The organism is Streptomyces sp. NPDC020801, assembly GCF_044334385.1.
Classification (GTDB): Bacteria; Actinomycetota; Actinomycetes; order Streptomycetales; family Streptomycetaceae; genus Streptomyces.
In genome coordinates this window covers 95,507-111,259 of sequence record NZ_JBIRST010000023.1, presented here as the reverse complement: position 1 = coordinate 111,259, position 15,753 = coordinate 95,507, and the positions used below count along the sequence as shown (strand labels likewise).

The following is a 15,753-nucleotide window of genomic DNA, read 5'->3' as shown; positions in this document are numbered from 1 at the left end:
CGTCCTGTTCGCCATGGTCCGTGACAGACAGTGCTACCAATTCCCAACTCCCGCACCTGCTACGGCTTGACAACAACATGAGGAGGTGTCACCGGGTCCGGAGGCATCGACGGATTGCTGATGAGGGGCTTGAGCACCGGCTTCACCCGGGCCGGAAGAGCTCTCCGTAACGTGGATGTGGCAGCTCGGTGCCCTGGCAAGGCCGGACGAATGCGTGATGGAGGGGCCTGCACGTGATCGACACCGGCGACATCGATGTCTTCCTCGGACTGGACGTCGGCAAGGGCGAACATCACGCCACCGCCGTGACCCCGGCCGGGAAGAAGGCGTTCGACAAGCGCCTGCCCAACACCGAGCCCAAGCCCCGCGAGTTGTTTGCGAAGCTCCAGGCCAAGCACGGAACGGTGCTGGTCGTGGTCGACCAGCCAGCCTCGATCGGGGCTCTGCCGCTGGCGGTGGCGAGGGACACGGGCTGCCCGATCGCCTACCTGCCCGGGCTGACGATGCGGCGGATCGCCGACCTCTACCCCGGCGAAGCCAAGACCGACGCGAGGGACGCGTTCATCATCGCCGACGCCGCTCGCGCGATGCCCCACACACTCCAGGCGATCGACGGCGAGGACGAGACCATCGCCGAGCTGGAGATGATCGTGGGCTTCGACGACCTGGCCGGCGAGGCAACCAGGGTCGCCAACCGACTGCACGGCCTGCTGACCCAGATCCACCCGTCTCGGGAACGGGTGCTGGGGCCGCGGTTGCAGCACCCGGCCGTCCTCACGCTTCTGGAACGGTTCGGATCTCCGGCCCAGATCCGTAAGGCCGGCCGTCGGCGGCTGGTCACCCTGCTGCGGCCGAAGGCGCCGAGGATGGCCTAGCGACTGGTCGACGAGATCTTCACCGCGTTGGACGAGCAGACCGTGACCGTTCCAGGGACCGAGGCGGCCGCGCTGATCGTCCCGAGCTTGGCCGCCTCATTCACGGCCGTGCTTGACCAGCGCAAGCTGCTGGCCGGGCGGATCGAGGAACTGCTGGAGGCTCACCCTCTTTCGAAGGTCCTGACGTCGATGCCAGGGATCGGCGTCAGGACCGGAGCCCGGATCCTGATCGAGGTCGGCGACGGCAGCACCTTCTGAGCTGTTAGTCGGCCTTCAGGCTGCCTTCCGCGATCACACCGTCGCGGACGGTGTACGTACCGTGGTAGCTCTTCGTGCTCCCATCCGTGGTGTGGACGTGCAGCACCACGGCTACGACGTCACCTGTGACGGACTGGACGGTGACGGAGGTCGTCGCTGTGTCCGCGAAGCCCGCCACGAAGGTGTCATAGCTCTCATCGAAGTTGCGGCCTCCCAGCGACCAGGCTGTCTGATAGTCCCTCGCGTTGACCGCATCGAAATACCGCTCGACCGTCTGCTTAGGTCCAAGGGGCGCGGTGGACGACGACGGCGGCCCGGCCGGCGCCGAGATCTCGCCGGGCGCCAGGGTTGTCAATGCGAAGCCGCCCCCTGCCAGGAGACAGGCGGCGACGAGCCCGACGAGGGTCGGCATGACCTTCATGGACCGGGCCTTACCGACGCTGAGGGAAGCGGCCCGGATCTGATGCCAGCGCCACGGCTCGACCGTGACGACGAGATCGGTCGATGGGCCAACGCGTGAACCTGGAAGCGCTCCGGCCTCGGATGCGGAAGCGGCCTCGGTTGGCTCCTGGCGACGCGTGCCCGGCAACGCCGCCTGTACGGCCCAGGCCAGACCGGTCTGTTCGCTCGGACGCGGCTGGAACGCGGGAGCACGGCGCGAAACGATGGCCACGACCCGGCCGGGCAGGGAGTTGGCGCGCACGACCATCAACTCCTTTGGCCTTCGCCGTCGGACAGGGCGGTCTCGCTGTCCGGGACCGACGTGTCAGGGCGGTTGCGCCCGGCGGAGCGCGGGCCCAGGGGCTCGAGGAATAACGCGGCCTCGCCACTCTCCCCCTCGCGCGGGGAGGTCGCGGTGACCGCGGTGACGCCGACCTGCAGGACGAGGGGGATGAGGGCCGTCGCCTTTTCCAGTAGCAGAGGCGTCCCGGCCCCGACGATCATCGCCACCCATGCGGTGGCGCTTTGCTCGGATGTGCGCGCTGCGACGGCCACACCCGCCCCGACGCCGAGCCGTAAGGTGGTGGCGAGGATGTAGGCCAGAAGTCCCAGGGTTGGTCCGTCGCCCGGATTCTCCCAGGGCCAGCGCTGGTGGCGCCGCACGGCTGTCCAGAACTCCAGCGACTCGACGGCGAAGCCACCAAACAGCCCCCACAATGCCGCGCCCACCAAGGTCATGCCTTGATGCTAGGCAAGGTGCCACGAGCATGTGGCCATCTTCCCGATTACCCCGCAACCGCGAGGCGCCGGGGCTGGGGACTGCTGCATGATCGGGTGACAGCGGGGTTTATGCAGCCAGAGCTGCGGGTGGGGTCATGATGGTCTCGTACTCGACGGGGGGCAATCGGCCCAGGCGTCGTTGCCGTCGGCGCCGGTGGTAGGTCCGCTCGATCCAGGTGACGATCGCGATCCGCAACTCCTGGCGGGTGGCCCAGGTGCGGCGGTCGAGGACGTTTTTCTGCAGCAGTGCGAAGAAGCTCTCCATTGCGGCGTTGTCGCCGGCGGCCCCGACCCGGCCCATTGAGCCGACCAGGCCGTGCCGAGTGAGGGCGGCGGCGACCTTGCGGGACCGGAATTGCGATCCGCGGTCGGAGTGCACGATGCATCCCGCGACGGGGCCGCGGCGGGCAACGGCGGACTCCAGCGCGGCCACCGCGAGGCGGGACTTCATCCGGGCGTTGATGGAATAGCCCACGATGCGGCCGGAGTACACATCCTTGACGGCGCACAGATACAGCTTGCCCTCGCCGGTCGCGTGCTCGGTGATGTCCGTGAGCCACAACCGGTTCGGCCCGTCCGCGGTGAAGTTCCGCCGCACCAGGTCATCGTGGACCGGTGGCCCGGCTTTGGCGTTCTTCCCGCAGCCCCTGCGTTTACCGAAGGCACTCCACCAGCCGTTGTCCCGGCAGATCCGCCAGGCGGTCCGCTCGGCCATCGCCTCACCGGCAGCGCGGGCCTCGTCGAGAAGGAAGCGGTGCCCGAACTCGGGATCGTCGCGGTGCGCGTCGAACAGGGCGTTGGCCCTGTATGCCTGGGTAAGTTCGGCGTCGGTGGCAGGCCGGGCCAGCCACCGGTAGTAGGGCTGGCGGGCCAGCCCGAGCACCCGGCACGTCACCGCCACCGGCACCCGGCAAGGGGCATCGGCGGCGGCCAGCTCACGGACGAGCGGGTACATCATTTTGCTGGCAGGTTCGCCTGCGACAGATACGCCGCAGCCCTCCTGAGCACCTCGTTCTCCTGCTCCAGCAACCGGATCCGCTTCCGGGCCTCACGCAGCTCGGCCGACTCACCCGACGTCGTTGCGGGCCTGGCGCCCTCATCGGTCTCGGCGCGGCGCAGCCACTTCGACAACGTGATCGGGTGGACCCCGAAGTCGGCGGCGATCTGTTCCAGCGTGACGCCGGGCTCGCGGTTGCGCGCGACCCGCACGACGTCCTCGCGGAACTCCTTCGGATACGGCTTGGGCACTGCAACATCCTTCCAGGCCGCTTCTCAGCAAGCCAGGTCAGGTGTCACCCAACCCTGCAGCAGTCCCCTGTCTGCCAGCATAGGCTGCCGGGCAACGTCCCGGGGCGCCTCCCGGTGCCTTACGCGGCGGCGCGCAGCGGCCGGTCGGGGCGGCAGATTCCGCAGGGGGCGGCGTCGGGCCGCTCTAGCTTAGACGTCATGTGAGTTGGTGAGCCGGCGGTGGCATATGAGCTTGTCTTTTAACCGCGGTGTGAGACGAGACGGGCAAGTGACTCTGTGGGCCAGCAGAGCCATTCGAGAAGAGGGTCGGTGACCACGAACCAGTGGATGCTGATTCGGCCCTGCTTCTTGTCCAGGATCGGTGGGGCCTCGTCCCGGTAGACGTAGCGGTGGTATCGATGGCGGATCGGCGCTCCGGCGATCAGCAGCACCGGTGAGGAGATGAGGATGGCCACCGGGACCAGTGCTCTCGCGATGGTGAGCTTGGCTTTCTCCTCATATCGCATGCGTTCAGTGAAGCTCCGCCATCTTGAAGTGGCTGGTCAGCGGGGTGGCGTGACTTCGTTTCGGGGTGCTCGTGCTGGTCGTGGGCGGCAGTCTGGGGTGTAGATCGTCCGGCGGGGTGGTTTTGCCGATGAGTTCACCGTCCTCGAACGGTCTACCCAGCGATACGACCGTTCTCGACAGGAGTGCCATGTCCACCATCCAGCCAGTGATCATCACTGCCGACCAGGACGTTCTGCTCGGCTTCTATACGAAATTGTTCGGCGCCGAGGAGATCTTCCGGGTACCGGCGGAAGGCCCGGCCTTCTATCTCGGCTTGCGCATCGGCGACTCCGACCTCGGGCTGGTGGCCAAGGCGAACCCGGGGACCGGGGCCGCACCGCGGATCCTGCTCAGCATCGGTGTCGACGACGTCGATGAGACGCTCGGCCGGGTGGCGGCGCTGGGCGGCTCGGTCGGCAGCGGCCCCAACGACATGCCGTGGGGACAGCGCGTCGCCCACATCCAGGACCCTGACGGCAACCCGGTGAACCTCACTCAGCCGATCCCGGCCCGGTGACGCTGTTCCGGGGGCATGTGCTGATCGTGGGCTACCTGCGGTAGAGATCAATTTCCTGTAGTGGCCCCGATGTTCGTCAGGACGAGCAGAGCGCGAAGCAGGTGGGTGGCGCGGGCGGGGTCAGTGCGGAACTTGGTGAGGATCCGCCAGACACTTCAGGTGGGCGAAGCCGCGTTCGACGTGGACGCGTCCGGCGGTCAGGATGCGGTTGGCCTCCCTTTCGCCGGGGGTGAGCTTACGGGCGCGGGTGGCCTTGAAACCGGTGACGACCACGGGATCGTCCCCGTCGTTGTCTAGGCCGAGGAAGCCCAGGTCGGCCAGGGCGCCGAGGCCGGCAGCGCGCAGGTGGGCCAGGATGCGGTCGCGGCGGGCGGCGGTGATGTCGTGGGTGTGGCCGGGCCGGGCGGCCATATCCAGATCATCCGGCCTCGCTCGTCGGTCAGGGCGAGGACGTGCAGGCCGTGGCGGTGGTGTTTGCCGGAGTAGTTTGGGCGGTTCGCCTTGCCGGTGCGGTGCGGTGCGGTGCTGGATGGGGATGAGGGTGCCGTCGATCAGGACGACCTCGCCGCCCCGCCGGGCGATCTTCTTCAGGGCGCGGTCCAGCCGCGGGGCCTTCGCGGCCGGGCGATCAGCTCGTCGCGCCAGCGGCGGACTGTGGTGGCGGAGATGTCGTTGCCCGCCGGCCATGTCGGCCAGGCGCTGGTCGTGCCGCAGCACGGCCAGGACGATCAGCGCGATCCTCCCGGGCGGCAGCGCCCGCCACCGGGAGCGTATGGCCTTCAGGTGGCGTCGCAGCAGGTCGGCGAGGTAGGTCAGGGTGTGCGTGGACAGCGGCAGGCGGCACTGGTAGACCAGGGACTCGGTGTCCCCGGCGTGCTGTTGAGTCGGCACGGAGCGCGGTGCCGGTGTTGCCACCGGTCCGTTTCTCCGTGCCGCTCGCCGAACCCGGCGTACCCGTCTCCGAGTGCCGGGCTCTCCACGGACTCTTCCGTTCAGGCGTGGTTGAGACGTGTCCAGGGGTTGGGGATCCGGTTGCCTCTGTAGCGGTAGCGAGTGACCGTCACCGCCTGGAGGTCGAACAGTTCGATCCCATCTGCCGAGGGCCTTTGCCACCGTCCGTTGTGGTCGGTGAGGCGTCGGCGAATGTCCTTCCACTTCCAGCGGTGCAGCGCCATCCACCAGCTGATCACCCGGTGCCACGTGAAGCTGGCCAGGGAGCTCAAGGTGGCTTTGCAGACCGCGTGCTTGCAGTAGTTGGCCCAGCCGCGCATGATCTGGTTGAGCCTGATCAGCACATCCCTGGGGTTCTGCTGCGACGTTCTGTTCGTCAGGGCACGGATTTTGTCCTTCAGCTGCCGGATGGGCCGGTCAGCGATGAAGGTGTAGACGTACCACTTGTCCGTTCCTCGCTTGCGGCGCCACTGGATGCGGAACCCCAGGAAGTCGAACCCCTCCGACATGTGCACCACCTGCGTCTTCGCCTCGGAGAGACGAAGACCGAGCGGTTGCAGCACCTCGGATATGTCCTCGCGCAACGCCTCGACGTCGTCGCGCTCGCCGTCGACCAGAACCACGAAATCGTCCGCTTATGCCGCCTGCCGGGTTATGCCGACTGCGACGGGGCGGAAGCCTGATGGGCCTGATGTCCGGTTTCGAAAGGTTCAGCATAACCGGCGGCCACGCCCCGTGGAGTCTCTTACCCCTGTCTGTGCAGGCGAGTTGACCTGCAAGACGGGAGCAGATCATGGATGCGAGTGGAGGGCGGCGCCGTGGACCGGTGCCGCTGGTGATGACGGGATCGTTGGTGCCGTACGAGCTGTTGGTGCGTACGGAGTTGGCGTCCCTGGGGTACGTGACGGCGTCGGTGACGGACGCGGTACGCATAATGAGGCGCCATTGAGTGTCTTCGGGGCAGCGGCATCGTGCCCGCTCCGGCACCGGCCGGCGGCGGTGCGGTGGAGGAACTGCTGGCGGGCTACGGCGCCTACCTGCGAGGGGAACGCGGACTGGCTGCCGAGTCCGTCCGCTGCTACTGCGGTCAGGCACGCAAGTTCCTCGCCGCGCTGCCGGATCCGCTGGAGGAGTCGCTGGTCGGGCCTGACGCTGCGCGGGTCACCGCGTTCATGGTCCGGCACACGGCGGACGCGGACAGCGTCTGGTCGGCGAAAGCCCTGGTGACCGCAGTGCGTTCACTGTTGCGCTACCTGCACGTGGACGGGCGGATCCCGGCTTCGCTGACCGGTGCGGTCCCGTCGGTGGCAGGCTGGCGTCTTGACTCCCTGCCCCGCGGACTGCCGCCGCAGGAGATATCCGCGCTGCTGGCGGCTCCGGACCCGCGGACTCCGGCGGGCCGGCGGGACCGGGCAGTACTGACGGTGCTCGCCCGCCTGGGCCTGCGCGGTGCGGAAGTCGCCGCCCTGCGACTGTCCGATATCGACTGGCATGCGGGAGAGATCGCCGTGCGGGGCAAAGGGTCCCGCATCGAGCGGCTGCCCTTGCCGGCCGAGGTCGGTGAAGCCCTGGCCGGCTACCTGACCGGCGCCCGTCCCCGCTGTTCGGCGACGGCCGTGTTCGTCACGGCGCGGGCCCCCTATCAGGCCCTGACCGGAACCTGCATCCGGGCGATCATGGGGAGGGCCTGCGAGAGGGCCGGCCTGCCGCGGCTGGGAGCCCACCGGCTCCGCCACAGCCTGGCCACCGCCATCCTGCGGGCCGGGACCCCGCTGCCCGAAGTGGGTCAAGTGCTGCGGCACCGCAGCCAGCTGAGCACCGCCGTCTACGCGAAGGTCGACCACGAGGCCCTGCGGACGCTGGCCCAGCCGTGGCCGGAAGGCGGTGCACGATGACCACGATCCGGCAGCACGCGGACGAGTACCTGGCCATGCGCCGCCGTCTGGGCTTCAAACTGACCAGCTTCGGCGAGAAGTCGATGAGCTTCGTCAGCTACCTGGAGCACACCGGCGCCACCGTCCTGACCGCCGAGGCCGCGCTCACCTGGGCAACCAGTACCCCTCGCAGCACCGATCAAGTCCACTGGAGCCGACGCCTGATGGCCGTGCGGATCTTCGCCCGGCATCTGAAAGCCCTGGAACCGGCCACCGAAATCCCGCCCGAGGATGCCCTGCCCCACCACTACCGGCGCATCACCCCGCACCTGTTCACCCCCGCCGAACTGGCCGCCCTCCCTCAGGCGACGAGCGAACTCCGGCCGTCCTTCCGAGCCCACACCTGGCACACCCTGCTCGGCCTGCTGGCCGCGACGGGCCTGCGCACCTCCGAAGCCTGCGGCCTGGACCGCACCGACGTCGACCTCACCGACGGTCTCCTGACCGTGAGGGACACCAAGTTCGGCAAATCGCGGCAGGTCCCGGTGCACGCCAGCACAACCGCCGCACTGCAGAAGTATGCCCGGGACCGTGACTGCCAGAGGCCCGCCCCGAGCACGGCCGCCTTCCTGGTCTCCACCCGCGGCACCCGCCTCGACTCCCACAACATCCCGCACACCTTCGCCAATCTGCTGGAGACGGCACACATCACCGCAGGCCAAAGCCGCCGAAGGCCCCGCATGCACGATCTTCGCCACACGTTCGCGACCGCGACCCTGCTGAACTGGTACCGCGACGGCGCCGACGTCCAGGCGAAGCTCCCGCTGCTGACGACCTACCTCGGCCACGCCGACCCGAAGTCCACCTACTGGTATCTCTCCGGCTCACCGGAGTTGCTGGCCCTGGCCGCGGCCCGCCTGGAACACAGCTTCGGAGGCCGGCCGTGAGCGACCTCGCACCCCTGCTCCAGGGCTTCTTCACCGACAAACTCATGCTCCAGCTCCAGGCCAGCCCCCACACCATCGCCGCTTACCGGGACACCTTCACCCTCCTGCTCGGCTTCGCCGAACAGCGCACCGGCCACCGGCCGACCTGCCTGAGCATCGCCGACCTGGACGCACCCACGATCGGCGCGTCCTCCAGCACCTGGAAACCGACCGCGGCAACACCACCGCAACCCGCAACGCCCGCCTGGCCGCTATCCGTTCGTTCTTCCGCTACGCGGCCCTGCGGGCCCCCGAGCACGCGGCAGTGATCCAACGCGTGCTGGCGATCCCGCCCAAACGCTTCGACCGGGCCATCGTCAACTACCTGACCACCACGGAGACCGATGCCCTGGTCGCGGCACCGGACCGCACCACCTGGACCGGACGTCGCGACCATGCCCTGCTGCTGACCGGCGTCCACACCGGACTGCGCGTCAGCGAACTCACCGGCCTCACCCTCCAGGACATGCGCCTGGGCACCGGCCCCCACCTGCACCGCCACGGCAAAGGCCGCAAGGGCCGATGCACCCCACTGACCACCGACACCGTCAAGGTGCTCAAGACCTGGCTCAAGGAACGACGCGGCGAGCAAGACGATCCGCTGTTCCCGACCCGCCGTGGCACCCCGCTCAGCCGGGACGCCGTCGAACGCCTCGTCACCAAGCACACCCGGACCGCCGCAGCAACCTGCCCGTCCCTGGCCGACAAGCACGTCACCCCGTACACCCTGCGGCACAGCACAGCGATGGCGCTCCTGCATGCGGGAGTCGACATCTCCGTGATCGCCCTCTGGCTCGGCCATGAATCAACCGAAACCATACAAATCTATCTGCACGCCGACCTGGCCATCAAGGAACGCGCGCTCACGCGCACGACCCCCTCCGGCAGCACACCCGGCCGCTACGCCGCCCCGGACACCCTGCTGGCGTTCCTCCAGACACTCTGAGCAGCAGGCCAAGGGTTATGTCGACCGCTTCGGAACCCGGCGCCGAGCCCATCAGGCTTCCGCCCGCCGCAGTCGGCATTACCCGGCAGGCGGCATAAGCAGACGATTTTGTCGCGATGTGCACCAGCCGTGACCAGGCCGAACAGGTCAAAGAACGGCTGGCCGCATGGCTGACGCCCAGGGGGCTCGCCTTCCACGAGGACAAGACACGCATCGTCCACGCGGAAAGCGGGTTCGACTTTCTGGGGTTCAACGTCCGCCGCTATCACGGCAAGCTGCTGATCAAGCCGAGCGCAGCGGCCCAACGACGGATCCGGGAACGGCTGAGTGCCGAGATGCTGGCCCTGCGAGGGGCCAACGCGGGTGCGGTGCTCAAGAAGACCAACCCGATCGTGCGGGGTTGGTCGGCCTACTACCGGACGGTGGTGTCCAGCGAGGTGTTCACCGCGCTGGACAATCACATGTGGAAGCTCGCTTACAAGTGGGCCAAACACAGCCACCCGAACAAGCCGAAGCACTGGATTTCCGACAAGTACTTCGGCCGGTTCAACAAGGCCAGGAGGGACCGGTGGGTGTTCGGCGACCGCATCAGTGGCGCCTACCTGCTCAAGTTCTCCTGGACGAAGATCGTGCGGCAGCAGTTGGTCAAGGGCAGGGCGTCTCCGGACGACCCGGCGCTGGAGTGGTACTGGGCCGAGCGGCGTCGCAAAAGGCCACCCCCGCCGGTCGACGGCATGACCGTGCGCCTGCTTCAGGCGCAACAGGGTCGCTGCCCGATCTGCGGAGGGCTTCTGCTGCACGCCGATCACCCGCCCCGAAACCCGCAGGAATGGGAAGCGTGGCGGGCCGTCCTCAGGAAGGCGATCTCCAGGCAGCACGTCGCCTTCCCAGGAGGGGTCTCACCGGGCGATCAACGAATCCGTCTCCTCCACACCCACTGTCAACGGCGGAATGGAGCCGCCGATCCGACAGGCCCCGCACCTTCTCCAGACCGCGAGCCCTTGGGGCTTGCTTGAGCCGTGTGCGGTGAACAGCTGCTTGCACGGTTCTGAGGGGGCGGGGACGCAGCAATGCGTCCCCGCTACCCGACTCATCATCGCCACCGGCCGGTCCGCGATCGGCACACTCCTGGAGCGCACGACGCGGTTCACCATGCTGCTGCACCTGCCGCGGATGGACGGCTACGGTGTCGAGCCACGGGCCAAGAACGGCCCGGCACTGGCCGGCCGCGGCGCCGAGGCCGTGAAAGACGCGATCATCGGCACGATCACCACGCTGCCCGAGCAGCTACGCCGCTCGCTGACCTGGGACCGCGGCAAGGAACTGGCCCAGCACGCCCAACTCCGCATCGACGCCGGCCTGCAGGTCTACTTCGCCGATCCGCACAGCCCCTGGCAACGGGGCACCAACGAGAACACGAACGGACTCCTTCGCCAGTACTTTCCAAAGGGCACGGACCTGTCGCGGTGGAAAGCCGACGAGCTCGGGGCCGTTGCTCTGGCACTCAACAACAGGCCCCGCAAAACACTCGGCTGGAAGACACCAGCCGAAGCCCTGAACGAGCATCTACTATCGGTCCAGGAAGCCGGTGTTGCGACGACCGGTTGAGCCCGGGCAGGACACGTCGGCCGCGTTCGCGCAGGTCTGCGACGGTTTCGGGATCCGCAGGAGCCTGGGCCGGGTCAGCTCGAGCTATGACAACGCCCTCACCGAGTCGTTCTGGCAGGGACTCAAGAGGGAGACGATGCATCGGAGGCTGTTCTCGACGATGCGTCAGGCGAGGCTGGAGATCTTCCAGTGGCTGACCTACTACAACTCCCGACGACGTCACAGTGCCCTCGACTACCTCTCGCAAGCCGAGTTCGAACAACGGCACCAGCGAGAACGTAAACTCACACTGGTCGTGTCCCCCGTCGTGGTGTAGCCGATCACGGTCTGACGCCTCCGCTTCGGAGGTCTCCGGTGAGAGCCGTTGCGGGGCGACTGGCGATCACCGCTGGTCCTGGCTCGGCAAAGCCCAACAGGGCCTTCGGTGAGGGCGATTCGCACCGCGACCTGGGAATTCCGCCAGCTTGATCGGCTACACCACGTGGTGGGACACCACCCTCACACTCGCAGCATGAACCCCCGTGTCCACACCCCGGGGGACGCCTCAGTACTGGAACGTCTCAGGATGCGGTTGCACCCGGAGAAGTCCGGTATCACCTGCCTCACCCGGGGCGGGCAAGGCTTCGAGTTCCTCGGCTTCCATCACCGGAAAGTGGAGTCGTGGAAATGGCGGGGCAAGTTCTACTTGCAGCGGTGGCCCTCGGCCAGGGCAATGCGGGTGCTGCGTGACAAAGTCCGTGCAGCTACCGTCATTTTCGAAGGCTGAACGACCGCTGTCCGCTGTGGTCGCCGACCTCAACCCCGTGCTACGGGGCTAGGGAGCGTACTTCCGCAACGGGAACTCCGGGCGGAAGTTCAACGCGGTCGACGGCTATGTCCACGAGCGGCTGGCAATTCTCGCCAGCCGGAAACACGGCCTGAGGGGTCGGAACTGGGCCACCCGTTTCACCTATGGGTGGATCACCCGGCTCGGAGTCTGCCGCCTTACCGGAACCGGGCGCAGGGCGACGGCGCCAGTCGGTGAACGATGCCGGAAAGCCGTATGCGGGAGAACCGCACGTACGGTTTGAAGCGGCGGGGGCTGGAAACGGAGCGGAAGCCACCGCGCCAGTCCCCGACCCTACTCATCGAGACAGACAGTTCTTGCCTCGGGGCAAAGCGCAGCGCCGTCATCCTCCGGGAGGCGCCTACGAACCCGGCCTGGCGGCTGGTGGCAGTGCGGAAGTGGGTACTGCTTCGGAGGAACCCTCGCAGAGACGAATACATCTTTCTGTCCGGGAGGCAGGAGCGGCGGCACCCGGTCTCCGCGGGGGTCGCTTCCCAGGGGGGAGTCCTCGTGGCACGGCGGACAGCGGCAGTCTCCGCTATCAGCCTGACGGTTATGGCGGCTGCTGTGGCGTGCGGTACAGCGCATCAAGACGCCGGGAAGCCGGGCAACGGGCCGTCGGCACCACCACGGCAACACGGCGCCTTGGCTTTCGGCTCCGACCAGACGGCCGGACCTTTGCCAGCGTAAGCCTGCACCTTCGGATAGCCATCGAACCTACAGGGCACGGCACTGGTGTTGGTCGCGCTCAGCAGCGCAGTCGGTGCCTTGCCCCCGCACGCCGCGTCCGGGGACTATGGCGCTTCGCTGCAGATCACCGACCCGCACGGCCGGCGCGTGACCCCGGTGTTCTGCGACACCATTCACGTTGGCGCACCCCGTCCGCGGTAGACGGCGCAAGCGGCACGGCGACGACTCGGTCGCGGATGGGCGCCATCTGGCGCCCGGAAATAGGCTGCACACACGTTCGATTGCTGTGTAATCATGGATCCGGTGAACCGCTGACCACGGTCCGCCAGGTGCCGTCTCGCAGGGCGGCACGGGGAACGCATCGGGGGTGCGCTGTGCGCTGGACTGGATCAAGGGGGCGTCCCTGCCTGTCCGCAAGTGATGGCCCGCGCGTCGGGCCGTCTGTCGAGCCCTTCGTCGCCCGCTCACGCTGGCGAGTGGGCTGGTGACTGTTCTCCGCCCCGTTGTTCAGCCCCTTGTGCGAGCGGTGCTCCACCGAGGGTATGACCTCACGGTGGGCGGCGCCGTAGGAACGGAGCTTGTCGGTGACGACCACCCTGGGCACCGCACCGGTCCTATTCAGCAGCTTGCGGAAGAAGCGCCTGGCCGCAGCCTTGTCCCGGCGGGACTGCACGAGGACGTCCAAGACGTTGCCGTCCTGGTCGACGGCCCGCCACAGATACTTCCGCTCCCCGTTGACCTTGATGAAGACCTCGTCGAGGTGCCGTTTGTCCCCGGGCCGGGGCCGGCGACGCCGCAGCGCGTTCGCATAGGCCTGCCCGAACTTCCCACACCACCGACGCACGGTCTCGTGGGAGACGACAACACTCACACTGGAGCATCAGCTCCTCGACCTCACGGAAGGACAGCGGGAAGCGGAAGTACAGCCACACGCAGTGAGAGATGATCTCGCCCGGGCACCGGTGCCTTTTGTACGACGGCGACACGGCTCCCACGAACGGCCCCTCCCGCCCTGATCAACACCAAGATCATCCTACGGGCCAGCCAACGTGACAGCGCCGTTCCAGCGCATGCTGCGGACGGCGGAACGAAGCGGCTGACCACCACACATGGATGACCTGCAGCGGATGCACGCTGTCCCTGGAAGCTCACTCGCACTCGACCTGTCCGTGCCGTCGCGGTCGCGCTGGAGGCGCTACGGGCCCACTCCCGAACACACCGGGATGTGGGGCACCTGTCTGGCGGTGAGTCTAGCCGCGCTTAGACGATCACGTAGAAGGGATCGTGGTCCATGACGTGCATCTTGCCCGCCACGCGGTGATGGTTCCGCCCTGGGCCTTGTTTTCGTTGACCTTCACCCAGGTGATTTCCCGCTGGCTGGCGGGGAGGTGGGTACCGCCTTCGTAGGTGGAGGCGAAGGGGTACTCGTCACACGAGGTGCGGCCGGCGCGCTGCATGTCCGGCGGTGCGGTACGCGGGCACACCGCCTTCCGGTTCGCGTTCTCCTGCGCCTTGTTGATCATCCAGTGCAGCGGCTTGCCGCCGTAGGGGTCACCGTGGTGACCGCCGTTGGCCCGCAGCTTGCGGATGCCCTCGTCGATGCGGGCCAGGCCCACCATGCTCACGCCGGTGGGGACTTCCGGGATGGCGCAGCCGGCCCGGCTGGCCCGCCTGCTGCCGTAGTAGTTGTCGCACCGGTACACCGCCGAGCCGCAGGAGACGGTGCCGGGGGTGTAGCCGGGCTTGGTGAAGGTGTAGGTGTACGTGGTCTTCGCCTTGGGGTTGATCTTCTTCGGAGCATTGCTGGTCGTGTAGCCGACGCTGCCGTCCGCCGCACCGCTGTTGAGAATGTGGCCCTGCGAGACGTGGACGGTGGCCTTGGTACCGCCTGCGGAAGCAGCACCGATGTTGACCGCAACGCCCGCGCCCGCGCGAGTGGTTGGTTCCGGCCCCGACAACCACTGAGCAGTCGTCCAGCACCCAGCGGTTCTCGACGGCTGTGCGCTTGCGCGGCCACGGCGGTTTTGGTGAACAGGCCGTGTTCCGGGCGCGCGCTATGCGGTGCTCTGGTGAGCCTTGAGGGAGTGGCTTCGGGCCGATGCCGATAAGTGGGTGTCGATCGGTTGCTCGGTGTTGGTGCGAGGGCCGTCGATGATCTCCTTTGAGGCGTGTGCGAATGCAGTGGTCGGGGGCGGCCGGTGTGTTCCGCCGGTGAGTGGGTGGCAGCTGGTTTGGCAGGACGCTCGGCTTTGCGAATCGGTCCGTGTCACCGTTTTCTCCTCGCCCATGTCCCGGAACGGCGTTCCAGGATCTTGTATTTCCCCAGGTCAGAGCCATCGAATCCGTTCCGGCGTCCCAACATCTACAACATGGCCACCACTGGGACGACAACGGCCGCAGGGTTGCCGCATCGGCCAGCCGTCCGGCCGGCCGGCCCGGCGGCCGCGCTCGTTTGCTGTTCGTGATGGCGCAGGCGGGTGGTTGTCGGCCTCACCAATTGCAGGAGAAGGAACGAATGATTCGCAACTCCAAGGGCAGCCGGCGGAGTCTGGTCCGCCGCGGCCTGCACGCGTGCGGTGCCGTCCTGCTGGCGTTGATCGCACTGATCACGTTGTCGGGCACCTCGTACGCCGAGGACTGGCCCGTCCACAACGGCGATGTCTACCAGATCCTCTGGGGAGGTGATACGGCGCCCAGGATGGTGATGGATGTGCGCGGCGGCTCCCACGAGAATGGCACCTCGGTCATCGGATACGACGCTTGGCCTGCACACGCCAACCAGTTGTGGCGGGCGGAGCGCGCAGGCCAAGACGGGGGCGGCACATACTGGTACTTCCGCAACCTCAACAGCGGCCGCGTCTTGGACGTGCGGGGAGGCGACCGGGATGCCGGCGTCGACCAGTGGCAGTTTCAGAGCAGCGGCAACCAGCAGTGGTACGTACGTCGGAACCCGGGCAACGGCAATTTCGCCATTCTGGTCAGCCGAAGCACCGGGCAGGTCATCAACTTCACCGGCCGGGAGCAGGAACTGCAGATGGGCGACCTACAGAACGACCAGTCGCCCAACAGGCAGTGGATGCTGTACGACAACGGCCCCCTGTGGCCCAAGGAATTACGGGCGCAGGGCACTTCCTGATCTGAGCCCGCCGCTCAGCGGCGGGCCCACAGGCTCCTAGCCCTCGTGGACTCAACGACGTTGCTCGGCCT

General features: G+C 67.6%; 14 protein-coding genes and 4 pseudogenes. 10 read left to right on the top strand and 8 right to left on the bottom strand.

The window, feature by feature from the left end; all coding sequences use genetic code 11:
- Positions 1-233: 233 nt before the first annotated feature.
- Positions 234-1,130 (top strand): annotated as a pseudogene (locus ACH4UM_RS34465) (transposase); the annotation flags it as partial.
- Between the two features lie 7 nt (positions 1,131-1,137).
- Here ACH4UM_RS34465 and ACH4UM_RS34460 read toward each other — a convergent pair.
- The 4 genes from ACH4UM_RS34460 to ACH4UM_RS34445 form a co-directional block, all read right to left on the bottom strand.
- On the bottom strand, positions 1,138-1,836 hold the full coding sequence (locus ACH4UM_RS34460; RefSeq protein ID WP_398188210.1) for a nuclear transport factor 2 family protein: 699 nt from the start codon (positions 1,834-1,836) through the stop codon (positions 1,138-1,140).
- 5 nt (positions 1,837-1,841) lie between these two features.
- Positions 1,842-2,312, bottom strand: a complete 471-nt coding sequence (locus ACH4UM_RS34455; RefSeq protein WP_398188207.1) for a hypothetical protein — start codon at positions 2,310-2,312, stop codon at positions 1,842-1,844.
- 109 nt (positions 2,313-2,421) lie between these two features.
- A protein-coding gene (locus ACH4UM_RS34450; RefSeq protein ID WP_398188204.1) for an IS3 family transposase occupies positions 2,422-3,602 on the bottom strand; the annotation gives its coding sequence in 2 pieces (ribosomal slippage) (positions 2,422-3,315 and positions 3,318-3,602; 1,179 coding nt in all).
- 239 nt (positions 3,603-3,841) lie between these two features.
- On the bottom strand, positions 3,842-4,108 hold the full coding sequence (locus ACH4UM_RS34445) for a hypothetical protein (protein WP_398188201.1): 267 nt from the start codon (positions 4,106-4,108) through the stop codon (positions 3,842-3,844).
- 188 nt (positions 4,109-4,296) lie between these two features.
- Between ACH4UM_RS34445 and ACH4UM_RS34440 the strand changes: the two genes are divergently transcribed.
- Entirely contained in the window at positions 4,297-4,665 is a 369-nt protein-coding gene (locus ACH4UM_RS34440; RefSeq protein WP_398188199.1) for a VOC family protein, read from the top strand.
- 120 nt (positions 4,666-4,785) lie between these two features.
- On the opposite strand, the gene ACH4UM_RS34435 is transcribed toward ACH4UM_RS34440, so the two are convergent.
- Together ACH4UM_RS34435 and ACH4UM_RS34430 are read right to left on the bottom strand one after the other, a co-directional pair.
- Positions 4,786-5,580 carry a transposase family protein gene (locus ACH4UM_RS34435; RefSeq protein WP_398188197.1) on the bottom strand — a complete coding sequence of 265 codons (795 nt, stop codon included), beginning with the start codon at positions 5,578-5,580 and terminating at the stop codon, positions 4,786-4,788.
- A gap of 77 nt (positions 5,581-5,657) precedes the next feature.
- Positions 5,658-6,239 carry a group II intron maturase-specific domain-containing protein gene (locus ACH4UM_RS34430; protein ID WP_398188194.1) on the bottom strand — a complete coding sequence of 194 codons (582 nt, stop codon included), beginning with the start codon at positions 6,237-6,239 and terminating at the stop codon, positions 5,658-5,660.
- Between the two features lie 348 nt (positions 6,240-6,587).
- On the opposite strand from ACH4UM_RS34430, the gene ACH4UM_RS34425 reads away from it, so the two are divergent.
- The 7 genes and pseudogenes from ACH4UM_RS34425 to ACH4UM_RS34395 form a co-directional block, all read left to right on the top strand.
- Positions 6,588-7,511 carry a site-specific integrase gene (locus tag ACH4UM_RS34425; RefSeq protein WP_398188191.1) on the top strand — a complete coding sequence of 308 codons (924 nt, stop codon included), beginning with the start codon at positions 6,588-6,590 and terminating at the stop codon, positions 7,509-7,511.
- The gene (locus ACH4UM_RS34420) at positions 7,508-8,437 is read left to right on the top strand and encodes a tyrosine-type recombinase/integrase (RefSeq protein WP_398188188.1); all 930 of its coding nucleotides are present in this window, start codon (positions 7,508-7,510) and stop codon (positions 8,435-8,437) included. Before ACH4UM_RS34425 ends, ACH4UM_RS34420 begins: the two co-directional genes overlap by 4 nt.
- Complete coding sequence (locus ACH4UM_RS34415; RefSeq protein ID WP_398188186.1) at positions 8,434-8,745, top strand: hypothetical protein; 312 nt, start codon at positions 8,434-8,436, stop codon at positions 8,743-8,745. Before ACH4UM_RS34420 ends, ACH4UM_RS34415 begins: the two co-directional genes overlap by 4 nt.
- A complete protein-coding gene (locus ACH4UM_RS34410; RefSeq protein ID WP_398188184.1) occupies positions 8,742-9,422 on the top strand; it encodes a tyrosine-type recombinase/integrase in 681 nt (226 codons plus the stop codon). Before ACH4UM_RS34415 ends, ACH4UM_RS34410 begins: the two co-directional genes overlap by 4 nt.
- A 116-nt stretch (positions 9,423-9,538) precedes the next feature.
- Positions 9,539-10,438: a group II intron maturase-specific domain-containing protein gene (locus tag ACH4UM_RS34405; protein ID WP_398188181.1), complete on the top strand. Its 900-nt coding sequence runs from the start codon at positions 9,539-9,541 to the stop codon at positions 10,436-10,438.
- A gap of 73 nt (positions 10,439-10,511) precedes the next feature.
- A pseudogene (locus ACH4UM_RS34400) lies at positions 10,512-11,030 on the top strand (IS30 family transposase); the annotation flags it as partial.
- 7 nt (positions 11,031-11,037) lie between these two features.
- Positions 11,038-11,346, top strand: a pseudogene (locus tag ACH4UM_RS34395) (integrase core domain-containing protein); the annotation flags it as partial.
- Positions 11,347-13,006: 1,660 nt separating this feature from the next.
- Here the strand turns inward: ACH4UM_RS34395 and ACH4UM_RS34390 are convergent.
- Positions 13,007-13,541, bottom strand: a pseudogene (locus ACH4UM_RS34390) (IS6 family transposase); the annotation flags it as partial.
- Between the two features lie 273 nt (positions 13,542-13,814).
- Entirely contained in the window at positions 13,815-14,504 is a 690-nt protein-coding gene (locus tag ACH4UM_RS34385; protein ID WP_398188179.1) for a NucA/NucB deoxyribonuclease domain-containing protein, read from the bottom strand.
- A 557-nt stretch (positions 14,505-15,061) separates the two neighbouring features.
- Between ACH4UM_RS34385 and ACH4UM_RS34380 the strand changes: the two genes are divergently transcribed.
- The gene (locus ACH4UM_RS34380) at positions 15,062-15,682 is read left to right on the top strand and encodes an RICIN domain-containing protein (RefSeq protein ID WP_398188176.1); all 621 of its coding nucleotides are present in this window, start codon (positions 15,062-15,064) and stop codon (positions 15,680-15,682) included.
- Positions 15,683-15,753 lie beyond the last annotated feature (71 nt).

What these genes read in the sequence shown, in the direction of transcription:
- ACH4UM_RS34445 (WP_398188201.1), bottom strand. Translation starts at nt 4,108, where the DNA reads ATGCGATATGAGGAGAAAGCCAAGCTCACCATCGCGAGAGCACTGGTC.
- ACH4UM_RS34405 (WP_398188181.1), top strand. Translation starts at nt 9,539, where the DNA reads ATGTGCACCAGCCGTGACCAGGCCGAACAGGTCAAAGAACGGCTGGCC.
- ACH4UM_RS34455 (WP_398188207.1), bottom strand. Translation starts at nt 2,312, where the DNA reads ATGACCTTGGTGGGCGCGGCATTGTGGGGGCTGTTTGGTGGCTTCGCC.
- ACH4UM_RS34440 (WP_398188199.1), top strand. Translation starts at nt 4,297, where the DNA reads ATGTCCACCATCCAGCCAGTGATCATCACTGCCGACCAGGACGTTCTG.
- ACH4UM_RS34420 (WP_398188188.1), top strand. Translation starts at nt 7,508, where the DNA reads ATGACCACGATCCGGCAGCACGCGGACGAGTACCTGGCCATGCGCCGC.
- ACH4UM_RS34380 (WP_398188176.1), top strand. Translation starts at nt 15,062, where the DNA reads ATGATTCGCAACTCCAAGGGCAGCCGGCGGAGTCTGGTCCGCCGCGGC.